Source organism: Neisseria perflava (genome assembly GCF_002863305.2).
In the GTDB taxonomy this organism is placed as follows: Bacteria; Pseudomonadota; Gammaproteobacteria; order Burkholderiales; family Neisseriaceae; genus Neisseria; species Neisseria perflava_A.
In genome coordinates, this window is record NZ_CP136962.1 from 2,161,852 (window position 1) to 2,179,353 (window position 17,502).

Annotated in this window: 13 protein-coding genes, 2 tRNA genes and 3 rRNA genes; 17 read left to right on the top strand and 1 reads right to left on the bottom strand. The window is 50.3% G+C overall.

All coding sequences use genetic code 11. The features are described 5' to 3' along the window. Window positions 1-161: 161 nt before the first annotated feature. From pyrE to CYJ98_RS10240, 9 genes are all read left to right on the top strand, one after another. Window positions 162-803 carry an orotate phosphoribosyltransferase gene (gene pyrE, locus CYJ98_RS10200; RefSeq protein WP_003682682.1) on the top strand — a complete coding sequence of 214 codons (642 nt, stop codon included), beginning with the start codon at window positions 162-164 and terminating at the stop codon, window positions 801-803. Window positions 804-902: 99 nt separating this feature from the next. Continuing rightward, complete coding sequence (locus CYJ98_RS10205; RefSeq protein WP_039862294.1) at window positions 903-1,298, top strand: MJ0042-type zinc finger domain-containing protein; 396 nt, start codon at window positions 903-905, stop codon at window positions 1,296-1,298. Continuing rightward, window positions 1,295-2,608 (top strand): amino-acid N-acetyltransferase, encoded by a 1,314-nt coding sequence (argA, locus tag CYJ98_RS10210; RefSeq protein ID WP_101756336.1) that lies wholly within the window; start codon window positions 1,295-1,297, stop codon window positions 2,606-2,608. Before CYJ98_RS10205 ends, argA begins: the two co-directional genes overlap by 4 nt. 45 nt (window positions 2,609-2,653) lie before the next feature. Further along, entirely contained in the window at window positions 2,654-3,433 is a 780-nt protein-coding gene (locus CYJ98_RS10215) for an exodeoxyribonuclease III (RefSeq protein WP_070838804.1), read from the top strand. After that, the gene (locus CYJ98_RS10220) at window positions 3,420-3,764 is read left to right on the top strand and encodes a hypothetical protein (RefSeq protein WP_101756337.1); all 345 of its coding nucleotides are present in this window, start codon (window positions 3,420-3,422) and stop codon (window positions 3,762-3,764) included. Before CYJ98_RS10215 ends, CYJ98_RS10220 begins: the two co-directional genes overlap by 14 nt. 10 nt (window positions 3,765-3,774) lie before the next feature. Continuing rightward, a complete protein-coding gene (locus tag CYJ98_RS10225) occupies window positions 3,775-4,308 on the top strand; it encodes an alpha/beta hydrolase (protein ID WP_101756338.1) in 534 nt (177 codons plus the stop codon). A gap of 159 nt (window positions 4,309-4,467) precedes the next feature. Further along, window positions 4,468-6,579 (top strand): TonB-dependent receptor, encoded by a 2,112-nt coding sequence (locus tag CYJ98_RS10230; protein ID WP_101756339.1) that lies wholly within the window; start codon window positions 4,468-4,470, stop codon window positions 6,577-6,579. A 170-nt stretch (window positions 6,580-6,749) separates the two neighbouring features. Then, window positions 6,750-7,445, top strand: a complete 696-nt coding sequence (locus tag CYJ98_RS10235) for a thiol:disulfide interchange protein DsbA/DsbL (RefSeq protein ID WP_101756340.1) — start codon at window positions 6,750-6,752, stop codon at window positions 7,443-7,445. A gap of 141 nt (window positions 7,446-7,586) precedes the next feature. Next, window positions 7,587-7,886: a hypothetical protein gene (locus CYJ98_RS10240; RefSeq protein WP_083306197.1), complete on the top strand. Its 300-nt coding sequence runs from the start codon at window positions 7,587-7,589 to the stop codon at window positions 7,884-7,886. 102 nt (window positions 7,887-7,988) lie between these two features. Here CYJ98_RS10240 and ffh read toward each other — a convergent pair whose 3' ends face one another. After that, window positions 7,989-9,359, bottom strand: a complete 1,371-nt coding sequence (gene ffh, locus CYJ98_RS10245; RefSeq protein ID WP_101756341.1) for a signal recognition particle protein — start codon at window positions 9,357-9,359, stop codon at window positions 7,989-7,991. 183 nt (window positions 9,360-9,542) lie between these two features. Here ffh and CYJ98_RS10250 point away from each other — a divergent pair, with 183 nt between their 5' ends. The 8 genes from CYJ98_RS10250 to CYJ98_RS10285 all read left to right on the top strand — a co-directional run bounded on the left by CYJ98_RS10250 (window position 9,543) and on the right by CYJ98_RS10285 (window position 17,397). Beyond that, a complete protein-coding gene (locus tag CYJ98_RS10250; protein ID WP_003684009.1) occupies window positions 9,543-10,355 on the top strand; it encodes a cytochrome C assembly family protein in 813 nt (270 codons plus the stop codon). 448 nt (window positions 10,356-10,803) lie between these two features. Continuing rightward, window positions 10,804-12,344, top strand: a 16S ribosomal RNA gene (locus tag CYJ98_RS10255). Window positions 12,345-12,449: 105 nt separating this feature from the next. Beyond that, a tRNA-Ile gene (locus tag CYJ98_RS10260) sits at window positions 12,450-12,526 on the top strand. 5 nt (window positions 12,527-12,531) lie between these two features. Further along, window positions 12,532-12,607 (top strand) — tRNA-Ala (locus tag CYJ98_RS10265). A 348-nt stretch (window positions 12,608-12,955) separates the two neighbouring features. Beyond that, window positions 12,956-15,844, top strand: a 23S ribosomal RNA gene (locus tag CYJ98_RS10270). Window positions 15,845-15,939: 95 nt separating this feature from the next. Further along, window positions 15,940-16,053: ribosomal RNA gene (gene rrf, locus CYJ98_RS10275) — 5S ribosomal RNA — on the top strand. The 16S, 23S and 5S rRNA genes sit together here with 2 tRNA genes alongside, the layout of an rRNA operon. A gap of 379 nt (window positions 16,054-16,432) precedes the next feature. Next, entirely contained in the window at window positions 16,433-16,720 is a 288-nt protein-coding gene (locus tag CYJ98_RS10280; RefSeq protein WP_004520163.1) for a ComEA family DNA-binding protein, read from the top strand. A gap of 182 nt (window positions 16,721-16,902) precedes the next feature. Beyond that, window positions 16,903-17,397 (top strand): type IV pilin protein, encoded by a 495-nt coding sequence (locus tag CYJ98_RS10285; protein WP_199903543.1) that lies wholly within the window; start codon window positions 16,903-16,905, stop codon window positions 17,395-17,397. Window positions 17,398-17,502: the final 105 nt, after the last annotated feature.

Sequence of the window (17,502 nt, forward strand, 5' to 3'; positions counted from 1 at the left end):
ATTGCAGGGATAAGAAGGTAATGCCGCTTTGTCGGTTTGAAAGAGAATAGGGCAAGTCGGTTTAAAGCGGGGTTGAACCTGCTTTCAGACGGCCTGATTTTTCCGCATGAATCCTTTATAATCGTTTCTTTGATAAATCAACATCTTTCGGGAGAACCCAAATGTCCGATTTCCGTCAAGACTTCCTCAAATTCGCTTTGGCACAAAACGTGTTGAAATTCGGCGAATTTACAACTAAGGCCGGCCGTCAGTCGCCTTATTTTTTCAATGCCGGTTTGTTCAATGACGGCGCATCGACTTTGCAGCTGGCGAAGTTTTACGCCGAAGCCATTATTGCCAGCGGCGTGAAGTTCGATATGCTGTTCGGCCCAGCCTATAAAGGCATTATTTTGGCGGCGGCAACAGCGATGATGTTGGCGGAAAAAGGCGTAAACGTACCGTTTGCCTACAACCGCAAAGAAGCCAAAGACCACGGCGAGGGCGGCGTGTTGGTGGGCGCGCCTTTGAAAGGCCGTGTGCTGATTATCGATGATGTGATTTCCGCCGGCACATCCGTGCGCGAGTCGGTCAAACTGATTGAGGCCGAAGGTGCAACGCCTGCCGCAGTGGCCATTGCGCTCGACCGCATGGAAAAAGGCACGGGCGAATTGTCGGCGGTTCAGGAAGTGGAAAAACAATACGGCCTGCCGGTGGTTTCAATTGCCAACCTGAACGACTTGTTCACGCTCTTGCAAAACAATGCCGAATTTGGCGGCTTCTTCGAGCCGGTCAAAGCCTATCGTGAACGTTACGGCGCAGTTTAAACCATAACATTATGCTCAGGTCGTCTGAAAACTGTTTCAGACGGCCTGAAGCACTAGCTAAAATATATTTTTGATTCAATACACTTACGGAAAATACTCATGCCTGCTTGTTCTTGTCCTCATTGTAAAACGCCGCATTGGGTGAAAGATGCCCAGTTGAACGTAGCGCAGGGTTTCGTGGTCTGCACGCGTTGTTCGGGGATGTTTAAGGCCAAGGATTATCTGTCGGGCAACCTGCCGGCCGATCCGGCTCATCTGCCTGTGGCGGTAACGGATGTGCGCCTCGTGCATAACATCGGCGCGCAAATCCTCAAGCATTCCAAACTCTCGCGCAAAGAAATTTCCGATTTGCTCAACAGCGCGCTCAAGGAAGAGCCTAAGGCGGAAGAGCAGGCGGCGGTTAAAACGCGCAAGGACGGTTTTAACTGGACGTTGGCATCGCTGATTGCGCTGACGGTTTTGATTATGCAACTCTTTTATCTTGCCCTGCTATGAGTGCTATCGTCCATTTTGTCGCCAGCTTTCGCGAGGCCGCGCCCTATATCCAATATTTGCGCGGAAAAACCATGGTGGTCGGCGTGACCGACAGCCTGTTGGAAGGCGAAACCTTGATTCGTTTGGCCGCAGATTTGAACCTGTTGGCCAGCTTGGGCTTGCGTTTGGTCTTGGTGCACGGTTCGCGGCATTTGCTCGACAAATTGGCTTCGGGTCGGGATTTTGTTCCGAAATACAGCGGCAGCCGACGGATTACCGATGAAGCGACTTTAATGGAAGTGAAGCAGGTGGCGGGAATTATCCGCAGCGATGTCGAAGCAGCTTTGTTCAGCAGCGTATCTGCGCAGCAACGGAGCAAGCCGCCGGTCATTGCGTGCGGCAACTTTATTACCGCCCGCCCGTTGGGCGTTATCGACGGCGTGGACATGGGCTATACCGGTACCGTCCGTAAAATTGACGCGGAAGAAATCCGTTTGCGTTTGGATGGCGGCGCGGTGGTGCTTATCAGTCCTTTGGGGCATTCGTACAGCGGCAAAACCTTCAATCTGAGTATGTGCGAAACCGCGCAGGAAGTGGCCATGGCTTTGCAGGCGGAGAAACTGGTTTTCTTGACCGAAGAAGCCGGTATTCGTCGTGCCGACGGCTCGTTGGCCAATACTTTGTCTGTCGGCGAAGTGCAGGAATTGATACACGACAATCCCGATGCACCGGCCGATTTGCTGCATGCGGCGGTAGGCGCGTTGGAAAACGGCGTATCGCGGGTGCAGATTCTCAACGGCCGTGAAGACGGCAGCCTGCTGCGCGAGCTGTTTACCCGCGAGGGCAGCGGTACATCTATTGCACGCGAGCCGTTTGTTGCCATCCGTCAGGCACGCAGCGACGACATTCCGCACATCATCGCCTTAATCCGTCCGTTGGCGGAACAAGGCATCTTGTTACACCGTAGCCGCGAGTATTTGGAAAACCATATTTCCAGTTTTTCCGTATTGGAACACGATCAAAACATTTACGGCTGCGTGGCGTTGAAAACCTTTTCCGAACCGGACTGCGGCGAATTGGCCTGCCTGGTGGTGTCGCCCGAAGCGCGTGATGGCGGCTACGGCGAATTGCTGTTGGAACATCTGTTTCAAAAAGCACGCGCCTTAAATATCAAAACGCTCTTCGCCTTATCCACGCACACGGGCGAATGGTTTGTCGAACGGGGCTTTCAGACGGCCTCAGCCGATGACCTGCCTGCCGAACGCCGGCAGGAATACAATGCCAACGGCCGCAATTCCAAAGTATTTGTTTATGACTTGCAGGCCGTCTGAAAAACTTCAATCTTATTATCCGTTTTTAAAAATTACTTAAATCTTATGTTGAAAATCATCTCTGCCAACGTCAACGGCATCCGTTCCGCCTATAAAAAAGGTTTTTATGAATACATCGCCGCTTCCGGTGCCGACATCGTCTGTGTGCAGGAACTGAAAGCTCAAGAGGCTGACCTGTCGGACGATATGAAGAATCCGCACGGTATGCACGGCTACTGGCATTGCGCGGAAAAGCGCGGTTACAGCGGCGTGGCGGTGTACAGCAAACGCAAACCTGACAATGTGCAAATCGGCATGGGCATTGAAGAATTTGACAGAGAAGGCCGTTTTGTCCGTTGCGATTTCGGCAAGTTGTCGGTAATTTCGCTGTATCTGCCCAGCGGCAGCAGCGCGGAAGAGCGCCAACAAGTGAAATACCGCTTTTTGGACGCGTTCTATCCCATGCTCGAAGCCATGAAGAACGAAGGACGCGACATCGTCGTCTGCGGCGACTGGAATATTGCCCACCAAAACATCGACTTGAAAAACTGGAAGGGCAATCAGAAAAATTCGGGCTTCTTGCCTGAAGAGCGCGAATGGATAGGCAAAGTCATCCACAAGCTCGGTTGGACAGATATGTGGCGCACACTTTATCCCGATGTGCCGGGCTATACCTGGTGGAGCAACCGCGGACAAGCGTATGTGAAAGATGTCGGGTGGCGTATCGATTATCAGATGGTTACGCCGGAGTTGGCTGCAAAAGCCGTTTCCGCACATGTTTATAAAGACGAAAAATTCTCGGATCACGCCCCTTTAGTTGTGGAGTATGACTATGTTGCCGAATAAGGTTTTTGGTAAATATGATTGGAATATAAACGGCAAAACCGGCGTAGGCGCGGCGTGGGTCATGGCGGCATTTGTATTGCCTATGCTGGTGTGGGCGGTGTTTATGCTGGCGCGGATGTCCGGCTGGGTTGCACCGACCAAGGCCAATCCGACGTGGGCGTTGGTGTGGCTGCTGTTTTCACTGCCTTGCCTGCTGATTGCGGCCAAATGCTTTGCTTGGAAGGGCTGGCGGCTGGTTGCCAACATCGTACTTTGTCTGGCGACTTGTGCCATCCTCAGCGTGCCAGCCGCATTGCTGATTGCATTTACACTCAACGACTTGCTCAAATAGGCCGTCTGAAATGCAGAGCTTCGAACTCGAAGAAATGGCACTGTTTCTGATACGCGATGCGGATGAAGCGGAAATGTGGATAGACCGCTGGGCGGTCAGCTATCCGATTGTTCAAACTGCCGAAGCCGATAGTCGGCAAACCATTTCCGAATGGCAACACGCCATTCAGACGGCCTTCAACCATATCGTCAGCAGAAATATTGCCGTCGTGGCTCATGGTGCAGGCGTGTCCGCATTTTTGGCATGGCTGTACCAAGCCGACATCATGACGCAAAAACGCCTGACCAATATTATTTTGGTCTCGCCGCGTCCAGAAGCTTTTCCCGAAGACGAAATCCATACGTTCCAACGCGTCCGCTGCCCTTGCCGTACAGCGCTGGTTATCGCCGAAACAAACGGCACGCCACGCGATTGGGCGCAAGAACATGCCGACCGCTGGCATGCACGCCTGCTTCAATCGCCGCATTCCGGCCGGTTAAACGGCGCACTCGGCGGCTGGCAATGGGGCATGAAACTGATGCAGGAAATGCTGTTGAGTAAGTAGTTTGAAGTGTCTATTAATAAACAAAGGCCGTCTGAAACCGATATGTATTTCAGACGGCCTTTGTTTACAAATATCATGTTAAATATAATTAAAAGAAATTATTCTCATTTCTTTTGTGAGGCAATATAATTCGGTTGTTTCGTTAAATTGAGTATAAAAATGCAAATACCATTTCATTTGGCTTTATTACCCACGCTGATTATCGCTTCCTTCCCTGTTGCTGCCGCCGATACGCAGGACAATGGTGAACATTACACCGCCACGCTGCCCACCGTTTCTGTGGTCGGACAGTCCGATACCAGCGTACTCAAAGGCTACATCAACTACGACGAAGCCGCCGTTACCCGCAACGGCCAGCTCATTAAAGAAACGCCGCAAACCGTCGATACGCTCAATATCCAGAAAAACAAAAATTACGGCACGAACGATTTGAGTTCCATTCTCGAAGGCAATGCCGGCATCGATGCTGCCTACGATATGCGCGGAGAAAGCATTTTCCTGCGCGGCTTCCAAGCCGACGCATCCGATATTTACCGCGACGGCGTACGCGAAAGCGGCCAGGTGCGCCGCAGCACTGCCAACATCGAGCGCGTGGAAATCCTGAAAGGCCCGTCTTCCGTCCTTTATGGACGCACCAACGGCGGCGGCGTCATCAATATGGTCAGCAAATACGCCAACTTCAAACAAAGCCGTAATATCGGTGCGGTTTACGGCTCGTGGGCAAACCGCAGCCTGAATATGGACATTAACGAAGTGCTGAACAAAAACGTCGCCATCCGTCTTACCGGCGAAGTCGGGCGCGCCAATTCGTTCCGCAGCAGCATAGACAGCAAAAACGTCATGGTTTCGCCCAGCATTACCGTTAAACTCGACAACGGCTTGAAATGGACGGGGCAATACACCTACGACAATGTGGAGCGCACACCCGACCGCAGCCCGACCAAGTCCGTGTACGACCGCTTCGGACTGCCTTACCGCATGGGTTTTGCCCACCCGAACGATTTTGTCAAAGACAAGCTGCAAGTTTGGCGTTCCGACCTTGAATACGCCTTCAACGACAAATGGCGCGCCCAATGGCAGCTCGCCCACCGCACGGCGGCGCAGGATTTCGACCATTTCTATGCGGGCAGCGAAAACGGCAGCCGAATCAAACGCAACTACGCCTGGCAGCAGACCGACAACAAAACCCTGTCGTCCAATTTCACGCTCAACGGCGACTACACCATCGGCCGTTTTGAAAACCATCTGACCGTAGGCATGGATTATAGCCGCGAACACCGCAACCCGACATTGGGTTACAGCCGCGCCTTTTCCGCCTCCATCAACCCCTACGACCGCGCAAGCTGGCCGGCTTCGGGCAGGCTGCAACCCGTCCTCACCCAAAACCGCCACAAAGCCGACTCCTACGGCATCTTCGTGCAAAACATCTTCTCCGCCACACCCGATTTGAAATTCGTCCTCGGCGGTCGTTACGACAAGTACACCTTTAATTCCGAAAACAAACTCACCGGTAGCAGCCGCCAATACAGCGGCCATTCGTTCAGCCCCAACATCGGCGCAGTGTGGAACATTAATCCCGTTCACACGCTCTACGCCTCATATAACAAAGGCTTCGCGCCTTATGGCGGACGCGGCGGCTATTTGAGTATCGACACTTCGTCTGCCGCCGTGTTCAACGCCGACCCCGAATACACCCGCCAATACGAAACCGGCGTCAAAAGCAGCTGGCTGGACGAACGCCTCAGCACCACATTGTCCGCCTACCAAATCGAACGCTTCAATATCCGCTACCGCCCCGATGCGCAAAATGATCCCTACACTTGGGCAGTCGGCGGTAAACACCGTTCGCGCGGTGTGGAGTTGTCCGCCATCGGACAAATCATCCCCAAAAAACTCTACCTGCGCGGATCGTTGGGCGTGATGCAGGCGAAAGTGGTTGAAGACAAGGAAAATCCCAACCGCGTTGGCATCCATTTGGACAACACCAGTAACGTTACCGGCAACCTGTTTTTCCGTTATACCCCGACTGAAAACCTCTACGGCGAAATCGGCGTAACCGGTACAGGCAAACGCTACGGCTACGACTCAAGAAATAAAGAAGTTACCACGCTTCCAGGCTTTGCCCGAGTTGATGCCATGCTCGGCTGGAACCATAAAAATGTTAACGTTACCTTTGCCGTGGCCAATCTACTCAATCAAAAATATTGGCGTTCGGACTCTATGCCGGGTAATCCGCGCGGCTATACTGCTCGGGTAAATTACCGTTTCTGATGAAATCAGGCAAAGGCCGTCTGAAAATAAGGCTAATTATCTAAGCCATATTTCAGACGGCCTTTATAAAGGCTGAAATAAAACTAAACACATTTTTTCACTCAAATTGAACACGCCTTCAACAAAATGCCATAAAATCCGCACATTGATTTGAATGTAAAGAGATACCTATGAAACTGAAAACCTTAGCTTTGACTTCATTAACCCTGTTGGCATTGGCCGCTTGCGGCAAACAGGCTGAAACCAGTGTTCCGGCAGATAGCGCCCAAAGCAGCGCATCCGCTCCGGCAGCGCCAGCCCCATTGACCGAAGGTGTCAATTACACCGTATTGTCCAATCTGATTCCGCAACAGCAGGCCGGCAAAATCGAAGTATTGGAATTCTTTGGCTACTTCTGCCCGCATTGCGCCCATCTTGAGCCGGTTTTGAGCGAGCACATCAAAACGTTTAAAGACGATACCTATATGCGCCGGGAGCATGTTGTGTGGGGTGATGAAATGAAACCTTTGGCACGTTTGGCGGCCGCAGTGGAAATGGCCGGTGAATCAGATAAAGCCAACAGCCATATTTTCGATGCGATGGTTAACCAAAAAATCAACTTGGCCGATACCGATACCCTGAAAAAATGGTTGTCTGAGCAAACCGCGTTTGACGGCAAAAAAGTATTGGCTGCATTTGAAGCGCCCGAAAGCCAAGCACGTGCGGCTCAAATGGAAGAATTGACCAATAAATTCCAAATCAGCGGCACACCGACCGTGATCGTCGGCGGCAAATACCAAGTCGAATTTAAAGACTGGCAGTCCGGCATGACCACGATTGACCAACTGGTGGACAAAGTACGCGAAGAGCAGAAAAAACCGCAATAAGTTGAGGATTGAATAAGCAAGGATTTCGCGCTCCTTCCACTTCGTTTTCCTTTACTATGCTGAAAGATCCAAACAATGTGTGATTACTGTTCTGACCTGCGACCTACCGTTCGTATCAGGGTTCCGAAAAAATTATCGCAAATGTTACTGCGAGCCTCTGATCGTTTAGCAGACGGCACGCTCATCGACATTACCCCAGCCTACGGCAAAGTTTATGGTCCCAGCCTTGATTTTGCTAAAACCATTGCCAATAGCGGTTACATTACCCATACTGATTCTCAGGGTAATCGTGACATATATGGTTGGAACGATTTCGTGGTACATTATTTTCAATGTACGCACTGCAATGCCGTTTTCAGGCTTGGTGCCGAAACCTACCATGGTAGTGGTGGCCAATGGGAAATGTTGGAAGAGGCATCGGTACGCTATGAAAATCCTTAAAAGGAATAGATTTCATAGTTATATGTGAATAGTAATTCTTGCTAGAGTAAAAATAAAAACGCCGTCTGAAACTTTTCAGACGGCGTTTTCTGTCAAATCAGTTTACAAACCCGGGAACATTCCTTTCATTCCCTTCATGCCTTTGGCCAATCGCATCAGTTTGCCCAAACCGTTGCCGCTGAACATCTTCATCATTTGTTGCATTTGTTCAAACTGTTTGAGCAATTTGTTCACTTCCTGCACGGTCGTACCCGCACCCATTGCAATACGGCGTTTGCGGCTGGCTTTGAGCAGGGCAGGGTTGGCGCGTTCTTTTGGAGTCATTGAGTTGATGATGGCTTCTACTTTGCCCATCGCTTTTTCAGCCGTACCTTCGGGGATTTGTTTCGATATTTGGCCCAGTTCGCCCGGCATTTTCGACATCAGGTTTTCCAAGCCGCCCATATTGCGCATCTGCTGAATTTGTTCTCTAAAGTCGTTGAGGTCGAAGCCTTTGCCTTTTTGCAGCTTTTTCGCCATTTTGGCGGCGGCTTCTTCATCAATACCTTTTTGAACGTCTTCAATCAGGGTCAATACGTCGCCCATGCCGAGGATACGGCTGGCAAGACGGTCGGGGTGGAAAGGTTCGAGGCCGTTGATTTTCTCGCCGACACCGATAAATTTAATCGGTTTGCCGGTCACATGGCGTACGGACAATGCCGCACCGCCGCGCGAGTCGCCGTCCATCTTGGTCAATACGACACCGGTCAGCGGCAGGGCTTCATTAAATGCCTGAGCAGTGTTCACCGCATCCTGACCCAGCATGGCATCGATAACGAACAAAGTTTCAACCGGATTGACCGCCGCATGAAGCACTTTGATTTCGTTCATCATCTCTTCATCGATTGCCAAACGGCCTGCGGTATCGACCATCAATACATCGTAAAAATGTTTTTTGGCGTAATCAACGGCGGCAGTTGCAATCTCAACCGGTTTTTGGTTGGTATCGGATGGGAAAAAGTCCACGCCGACCTGTTCGGCCAACAGGCGCAGCTGTTCAATCGCGGCAGGGCGGTAAACGTCGGCAGATACCACCAAAACTTTTTTCTTCTGATCGTTTTTCAGCAGGCGGGCGAGTTTGCCGACGGTTGTTGTCTTACCGGCACCCTGCAAACCGGCCATTAAAACGATGGCAGGCGGTGAAACCGACAAATCCAGCGTTTTGTTTTCCTTGCCCATCAGTTCGACTAATGCTTGGTTGACCACACCGATAAAGGCTTGGTCAGGCGTCAGGCTGCCGACGACTTCTTGGCCAAGGGCCTGTTCTTTGACTGTGTTGACGAATTCTTTAACGACGGGTAATGCAACGTCGGCTTCCAGCAGGGCAAGACGAACCTCGCGCAAGGCTTCTTTAATATTGTCTTCGGTCAGCGTTGATTGGCCGCGAATATTTTTAAGTACCTTGCTGAAGCGGTTGGTCAGGTTGTCTAACATACTTATCCTTGATAATGAGAATAGCTGCCCAATACAGGGCATTCTTTGTTAAAATAAAATTCGGATTATTTTACACGATAGTCCGAAGTTATGCTTCAAGAACACAAATACGCACACCAAGGCCGTCTGAAACCCTGCCGGGTGTCTGTCAAGTGTTCACATGTCTATGTGAGAAAGATATTTATGCCGATTGTCTTAATCTGCCTTATGCTGGTGTATGCCGGATTGGGCGCATTTTCCTGGTTGCAACATAAAAAGCACAATAATAAGTCTTACCCGCTGAAAACCGAGCTTTTGATTTTGAGCGGCGCATTATTGGTACATGGCGCAGCATTGATGTTCCCTGTATTGCAGGATAGGGTATTGATTACCGGTTTTGGTTATTCGCTCAGTCTGATAGTTTGGCTGATGCTGATGATGTACTGTCTGGGCAGCTTCTTTTATTGTCTGCGCGGTGTGCAACTCTTATTGTATCCCTGTGCTGCATTAACCTTATTGTTGGGTTTCCTTTTCCCGGGTGATTTTTCAGGTCGCCAAATCGTAGACTTATTGCCGCTGTCGCACATCGCATCATCATTGCTCGCATACGGACTGTTTGGCATCGTAACCTTATTTGCCATCCTAATCCTTTTGCTCGACCGCAATCTGCACAAACGCCGTTTTTCCGCATTGGTCAGCTTCTTGCCGCCATTATTGAGTTTAGAAAAACTTATGTTCCAAGGCATGTGGGCAGGTTTCGTTTTGTTGACCTATTCCGTTATCAGCGGTACGTTTTTTGCAGAAACCGTTTTCGGCAAGCCGATGACCTTCACGCATAAAACCATCTTCAGTATTATGTCGTGGCTGATTTATGGTGCATTATTGCTGAAACACAGCATGACCGCATGGCGCGGCAAAAAAGCCGCCGTTTGGACTATTGTCGGATTTGTCAGTCTGATTTTTGCCTATGTAGGCAGCAAATTTGTCCTAGAAATTGTCCTTCAACGTATTGGATAAATAGAAAACATAAACAAAGGCCGTCTGAAAGAGCATTTCAGACGGCCTTTGTTTTGTATTTTTTGTATGTATGGATTGTGTAGGAAGGTTGCTGGAGTTTTTTATAAAATAAAAACCCTGTTAAAACAGGGTGGTGGTTAAATTTCTAGAAATAATTTTGCGAAAGGTGTTGACTGGTTTTGTTGGGAGGCGTATAGTTCGGTTCTTCGCTGCTGACGCGGTGAAGAAAACGAAGCAGACAGTATAACACAGTTAGTTAGAATTTTCGATAATTTTAGTTGACATTTGCTAAATGTACTGTATAATTCGATTCGCTCTTTAAAAAACAGATTACCGATAAGTGTGAGTGCATTAGGCCTCACACTGTTTAAAAGACAGACAAGATAATGTTTTAGACATTGTCCTGTCGGTTTCTTTGAAGCAGACCAGAAGTTATAAGTTAGAGATTGAACATAAGAGTTTGATCCTGGCTCAGATTGAACGCTGGCGGCATGCTTTACACATGCAAGTCGGACGGCAGCACAGAGAAGCTTGCTTCTTGGGTGGCGAGTGGCGAACGGGTGAGTAATATATCGGAACGTACCGAGTAATGGGGGATAACTAATCGAAAGATTAGCTAATACCGCATATTCTCTGAGGAGGAAAGCAGGGGACCTTCGGGCCTTGCGTTATTCGAGCGGCCGATATCTGATTAGCTAGTTGGTGGGGTAAAGGCCTACCAAGGCGACGATCAGTAGCGGGTCTGAGAGGATGATCCGCCACACTGGGACTGAGACACGGCCCAGACTCCTACGGGAGGCAGCAGTGGGGAATTTTGGACAATGGGCGCAAGCCTGATCCAGCCATGCCGCGTGTCTGAAGAAGGCCTTCGGGTTGTAAAGGACTTTTGTCAGGGAAGAAAAGGCTGTTGCTAATACCGACAGCTGATGACGGTACCTGAAGAATAAGCACCGGCTAACTACGTGCCAGCAGCCGCGGTAATACGTAGGGTGCGAGCGTTAATCGGAATTACTGGGCGTAAAGCGAGCGCAGACGGTTACTTAAGCAGGATGTGAAATCCCCGGGCTCAACCTGGGAACTGCGTTCTGAACTGGGTGACTAGAGTGTGTCAGAGGGAGGTAGAATTCCACGTGTAGCAGTGAAATGCGTAGAGATGTGGAGGAATACCGATGGCGAAGGCAGCCTCCTGGGATAACACTGACGTTCATGCTCGAAAGCGTGGGTAGCAAACAGGATTAGATACCCTGGTAGTCCACGCCCTAAACGATGTCAATTAGCTGTTGGGCAACTTGATTGCTTAGTAGCGTAGCTAACGCGTGAAATTGACCGCCTGGGGAGTACGGTCGCAAGATTAAAACTCAAAGGAATTGACGGGGACCCGCACAAGCGGTGGATGATGTGGATTAATTCGATGCAACGCGAAGAACCTTACCTGGTCTTGACATGTACGGAATCCTCCAGAGACGGAGGAGTGCCTTCGGGAACCGTAACACAGGTGCTGCATGGCTGTCGTCAGCTCGTGTCGTGAGATGTTGGGTTAAGTCCCGCAACGAGCGCAACCCTTGTCATTAGTTGCCATCATTTAGTTGGGCACTCTAATGAGACTGCCGGTGACAAGCCGGAGGAAGGTGGGGATGACGTCAAGTCCTCATGGCCCTTATGACCAGGGCTTCACACGTCATACAATGGTCGGTACAGAGGGTAGCCAAGCCGCGAGGTGGAGCCAATCTCACAAAACCGATCGTAGTCCGGATTGCACTCTGCAACTCGAGTGCATGAAGTCGGAATCGCTAGTAATCGCAGGTCAGCATACTGCGGTGAATACGTTCCCGGGTCTTGTACACACCGCCCGTCACACCATGGGAGTGGGGGATACCAGAAGTAGGTAGGGTAACCGCAAGGAGCCCGCTTACCACGGTATGCTTCATGACTGGGGTGAAGTCGTAACAAGGTAGCCGTAGGGGAACCTGCGGCTGGATCACCTCCTTTCTAGAGAAAGAAGAGGTCTGATGCATTCACACTTATCGGTAAACTGTAAAAGATGCGGAAGAGAAAAGCTTGAGTGAAGACAAGATTCGCTTAAGAAGAGAATCCGGGTTTGTAGCTCAGCTGGTTAGAGCACACGCTTGATAAGCGTGGGGTCGGAGGTTCAAGTCCTCCCAGACCCACCAAGAACGGGGGCATAGCTCAGTTGGTAGAGCACCTGCTTTGCAAGCAGGGGGTCATCGGTTCGATCCCGTTTGCCTCCACCAAGAACTTTACAAATCAAAGGAAGCCTGCTATACTTAGCAGCTTATTTTGATTTGCGAAGTGAAATATCGACGCATCAATCTTTAACAAATTGGAAAGCCGAAATCAACAAACAAAGACAATGAGTTTGTTTTGATTTTTTGTTCTTTGCAAAGGATAAAAAATCTCTCGCAAGAGAAAAGAAAACAAACACAGTATTTGGGTGATGATTGTATCGACTTAATCCTGAAACACAAAAGGCAGGATTAAGACACAACAAAGTAGTAAGCTTTATCAAAGTAGGAATTTCAAGTTTGCTTCCCTAGTCAACGGGTAGGCAAACGAAGTCAAAGAGGTTCTTGAAATGATAGAGTCAAGTGAATAAGTGCATCAGGTGGATGCCTTGGCGATGATAGGCGACGAAGGACGTGTAAGCCTGCGAAAAGCGTGGGGGAGCTGGCAATAAAGCTATGATCCCGCGATGTCCGAATGGGGAAACCCACCTCTTAGGAGGTATCCTTATCTGAATACATAGGATAAGCGAAGCGAACCCGGAGAACTGAACCATCTAAGTACCCGGAGGAAAAGAAATCAACCGAGATTCCGCAAGTAGTGGCGAGCGAACGCGGAGGAGCCTGTACGTAATAACTGTCGAGATAGAAGAACAAGCTGGGAAGCTTGACCATAGTGGGTGATAGTCCCGTATTCGAAATCTCAACAGTGGTACTAAGCGTACGAAAAGTAGGGCGGGACACGTGAAATCCTGTCTGAATATGGGGGGACCATCCTCCAAGGCTAAATACTCATCATCGACCGATAGTGAACCAGTACCGTGAGGGAAAGGCGAAAAGAACCCCGGGAGGGGAGTGAAATAGAACCTGAAACCTGATGCATACAAACAGTGGGAGCACCCTTGTGGTGTGACTGCGTACCTTTTGTATAATGGGTCAACGACTTACATTCAGTAGCGAGCTTAACCGAATAGGGGAGGCGTAGGGAAACCGAGTCTTAATAGGGCGAACAGTTGCTGGGTGTAGACCCGAAACCGAGTGATCTATCCATGGCCAGGTTGAAGGTGCCGTAACAGGTACTGGAGGACCGAACCCACGCATGTTGCAAAATGCGGGGATGAGCTGTGGATAGGGGTGAAAGGCTAAACAAACTCGGAGATAGCTGGTTCTCCCCGAAAACTATTTAGGTAGTGCCTCGAGCAAGACACTGATGGGGGTAAAGCACTGTTATGGCTAGGGGGTTATTGCAACTTACCAACCCATGGCAAACTAAGAATACCATCAAGTGGTTCCTCGGGAGACAGACAGCGGGTGCTAACGTCCGTTGTCAAGAGGGAAACAACCCAGACCGCCAGCTAAGGTCCCAAATGATAGATTAAGTGGTAAACGAAGTGGGAAGGCCCAGACAGCCAGGATGTTGGCTTAGAAGCAGCCATCATTTAAAGAAAGCGTAATAGCTCACTGGTCGAGTCGTCCTGCGCGGAAGATGTAACGGGGCTCAAATCTATAACCGAAGCTGCGGATGCCAGTTTACTGGCATGGTAGGGGAGCGTTCTGTAGGCCGATGAAGGTGCATTGTAAAGTGTGCTGGAGGTATCAGAAGTGCGAATGTTGACATGAGTAGCGATAAAGCGGGTGAAAAGCCCGCTCGCCGAAAGCCCAAGGTTTCCTACGCAACGTTCATCGGCGTAGGGTGAGTCGGCCCCTAAGGCGAGGCAGAAATGCGTAGTCGATGGGAAACAGGTTAATATTCCTGTACTTGATTCAAATGCGATGTGGGGACGGAGAAGGTTAGGTTAGCAAGCTGTTGGAATAGCTTGTTTAAGCCGGTAGGTGGAAGACTTAGGCAAATCCGGGTCTTCTTAACACCGAGAAGTGACGACGAGTGTCTACGGACATGAAGTAACCGATACCACGCTTCCAGGAAAAGCCACTAAGCTTCAGTTTGAATTGAACCGTACCGCAAACCGACACAGGTGGGCAGGATGAGAATTCTAAGGCGCTTGAGAGAACTCGGGAGAAGGAACTCGGCAAATTGATACCGTAACTTCGGGAGAAGGTATGCCCTCTAAGGTTAAGGACTTGCTCCGTAAGCCCTGGAGGGTCGCAGAGAATAGGTGGCTGCGACTGTTTATTAAAAACACAGCACTCTGCTAACACGAAAGTGGACGTATAGGGTGTGACGCCTGCCCGGTGCTGGAAGGTTAATTGAAGATGTGCAAGCATCGGATCGAAGCCCCAGTAAACGGCGGCCGTAACTATAACGGTCCTAAGGTAGCGAAATTCCTTGTCGGGTAAGTTCCGACCCGCACGAATGGCGTAACGATGGCCACACTGTCTCCTCCCGAGACTCAGCGAAGTTGAAGTGGTTGTGAAGATGCAATCTACCCGCTGCTAGACGGAAAGACCCCGTGAACCTTTACTGTAGCTTTGCATTGGACTTTGAAGTCACTTGTGTAGGATAGGTGGGAGGCTTTGAAGCAGAGACGCCAGTCTCTGTGGAGCCGTCCTTGAAATACCACCCTGGTGTCTTTGAGGTTCTAACCCAGACCCGTAATCCGGGTCGGGGACCGTGCATGGTAGGCAGTTTGACTGGGGCGGTCTCCTCCCAAAGAGTAACGGAGGAGTTCGAAGGTTACCTAGGTCCGGTCGGAAATCGGACTGATAGTGCAATGGCAAAAGGTAGCTTAACTGCGAGACCGACAAGTCGAGCAGGTGCGAAAGCAGGACATAGTGATCCGGTGGTTCTGTATGGAAGGGCCATCGCTCAACGGATAAAAGGTACTCCGGGGATAACAGGCTGATTCCGCCCAAGAGTTCATATCGACGGCGGAGTTTGGCACCTCGATGTCGGCTCATCACATCCTGGGGCTGTAGTCGGTCCCAAGGGTATGGCTGTTCGCCATTTAAAGTGGTACGTGAGCTGGGTTTAAAACGTCGTGAGACAGTTTGGTCCCTATCTGCAGTGGGCGTTGGAAGTTTGACGGGGGCTGCTCCTAGTACGAGAGGACCGGAGTGGACGAACCTCTGGTGTACCGGTTGTAACGCCAGTTGCATAGCCGGGTAGCTAAGTTCGGAAGAGATAAGCGCTGAAAGCATCTAAGCGCGAAACTCGCCTGAAGATGAGACTTCCCTTGTGGTTTAACCACACTAAAGAGTCGTTCGAGACCAGGACGTTGATAGGTGGGGTGTGGAAGCGCGGTAACGCGTGAAGCTAACCCATACTAATTGCTCGTGAGGCTTGACTCTATCATTTGAAGAACTTCAAAGATAAAAGCTTACTGACTGATTCAGTCATCACCATTTATACTGATTAAGGCTTTACCGATTTGTAACAGTTTAAGTTTGGCGGCCATAGCGAGTTGGTCCCACGCCTTCCCATCCCGAACAGGACCGTGAAACGACTCAGCGCCGATGATAGTGTGGTTCTTCCATGTGAAAGTAGGTCACCGCCAAACACCCATTCCGAAGCCCCCGACTGATGTCGGGGGCTTTTTACATGCCTGTCGTTTCTGTCGGTTTGGCGGCAGAATTGGGGTAACAGGTGTTGGGACCAAACATTGGGGTAGTGATGTGCCGGTGTTTATGGAGTAGTCGTGCATCTTGGTATTGGAATCGGAAATATTTACCCTGTTGTTATTCTTGCACAAAAGTACCGAAAGTTACGGTTAACCGTTTGGAATATTTGAAATTAAACGGTATTTGCGTTATTATGTCGTATGCATTTATATGGAGTAGGGCCGTGTTCTACTGTCGTGTGGCAGTGTCTGCGGGGAAGTAAAACCGTCCTGCAGCCGGCCCGGTTGATTCAATCCAACACGTTATAGGAAAACCCTGATGAAGAAATTTTTATTTGGTGTCTTTGCCGCCGTGTGTACGGCATTCTCTTTGGCTGCCGTGAATGTCAATACGGCCTCTTCTGCCGAGCTGGAGGCATTGCCGGGTATCGGCCCGGCTAAGGCGAAAGCGATTGTGGAATACCGTCAGAAGAACGGTGCGTTCAAATCGGTGGAGGAGCTGAAAAACGTGAAGGGCATCGGTGATGCGGTGCTGAACAAGTTGAAGGCGGAGGCGACGGTTTCTTCTGCCGCGCCTAAGGCTGCACAGCCTGCCGTGAAAAAATAAGCCGGACTCTGCCTATATGCCGCCCTGCGGCCGAACCGTTTGCCGGTTGGGCCACGGGGCGGCTTTGTTTGGGGGTGGCAATGAGAGCTTGGACCACTGGGGGCTTTATATTGGGTAAAGGGATAAACGGATAAGGTGCCTCTTGTTGGATAGGGATATAAAAGATAAAGGGAATTAAAGATATGTACTTAAAAACATTTGTTGGCAAACGGAATGGAGCAACTGTGCAGAGGGGGTACTCTTTGATACAGCTGTTGGTGGTGATACTGCTGGTTTCGATCTTGGCAACGGCGGCCTTTACGGCCTATCGGGAGTCAGTCCGCTCGGCCAACTTGCGTGCGGCTCATGCCGCCCTGCTGGAAAATGCGCGCTTTATGGAGCAGTTCTACACAAAAAAGGGCAGCTTTAAGCTGACGTCGACGAAGTGGCCGGAATTGCCGGTGAAGGAGGCGGGCGGTTTCTGTATCAGGATGAGCGGTCAGGCTAAGGGCATCCTGGAGGGTAAGTTTACCTTGAAGGCGGTGGCGTTGGACAGGGAGGCGGAACCGAGGGTATTGCGTTTGAACGAGTCGTTGACAGCAGTAGTGTGCGGGAAGATGAAGAGTAAGGGAAGCTGTACGGACGGCGAGGAGATATTTAGGGGCAATGATGCGGAGTGTAAGCCTTTTATGGGGTGACAATCGAGTGGAAAGGAGATAAGAAAGTAAAAAGGACGTGCACAGGCACGTCTTTGGGGGAGAGGGGAGTTTAATTGTTCCTGCCAACACAACCAACCTCAGTTA

Bases quoted from the DNA above. Each gene is read 5' to 3' on its own strand.
- CYJ98_RS10205 (WP_039862294.1), top strand. From the start codon at position 903: ATGCCTGCTTGTTCTTGTCCTCATTGTAAAACGCCGCATTGGGTGAAA.
- CYJ98_RS10220 (WP_101756337.1), top strand. From the start codon at position 3,420: ATGTTGCCGAATAAGGTTTTTGGTAAATATGATTGGAATATAAACGGC.
- pyrE (WP_003682682.1), top strand. From the start codon at position 162: ATGTCCGATTTCCGTCAAGACTTCCTCAAATTCGCTTTGGCACAAAAC.
- CYJ98_RS10225 (WP_101756338.1), top strand. From the start codon at position 3,775: ATGCAGAGCTTCGAACTCGAAGAAATGGCACTGTTTCTGATACGCGAT.
- CYJ98_RS10250 (WP_003684009.1), top strand. From the start codon at position 9,543: ATGCCGATTGTCTTAATCTGCCTTATGCTGGTGTATGCCGGATTGGGC.
- CYJ98_RS10280 (WP_004520163.1), top strand. From the start codon at position 16,433: ATGAAGAAATTTTTATTTGGTGTCTTTGCCGCCGTGTGTACGGCATTC.
- ffh (WP_101756341.1), bottom strand. From the start codon at position 9,359: ATGTTAGACAACCTGACCAACCGCTTCAGCAAGGTACTTAAAAATATT.
- argA (WP_101756336.1), top strand. From the start codon at position 1,295: ATGAGTGCTATCGTCCATTTTGTCGCCAGCTTTCGCGAGGCCGCGCCC.
- CYJ98_RS10285 (WP_199903543.1), top strand. From the start codon at position 16,903: ATGTACTTAAAAACATTTGTTGGCAAACGGAATGGAGCAACTGTGCAG.
- CYJ98_RS10240 (WP_083306197.1), top strand. From the start codon at position 7,587: ATGTTACTGCGAGCCTCTGATCGTTTAGCAGACGGCACGCTCATCGAC.
- CYJ98_RS10215 (WP_070838804.1), top strand. From the start codon at position 2,654: ATGTTGAAAATCATCTCTGCCAACGTCAACGGCATCCGTTCCGCCTAT.
- CYJ98_RS10230 (WP_101756339.1), top strand. From the start codon at position 4,468: ATGCAAATACCATTTCATTTGGCTTTATTACCCACGCTGATTATCGCT.
- CYJ98_RS10235 (WP_101756340.1), top strand. From the start codon at position 6,750: ATGAAACTGAAAACCTTAGCTTTGACTTCATTAACCCTGTTGGCATTG.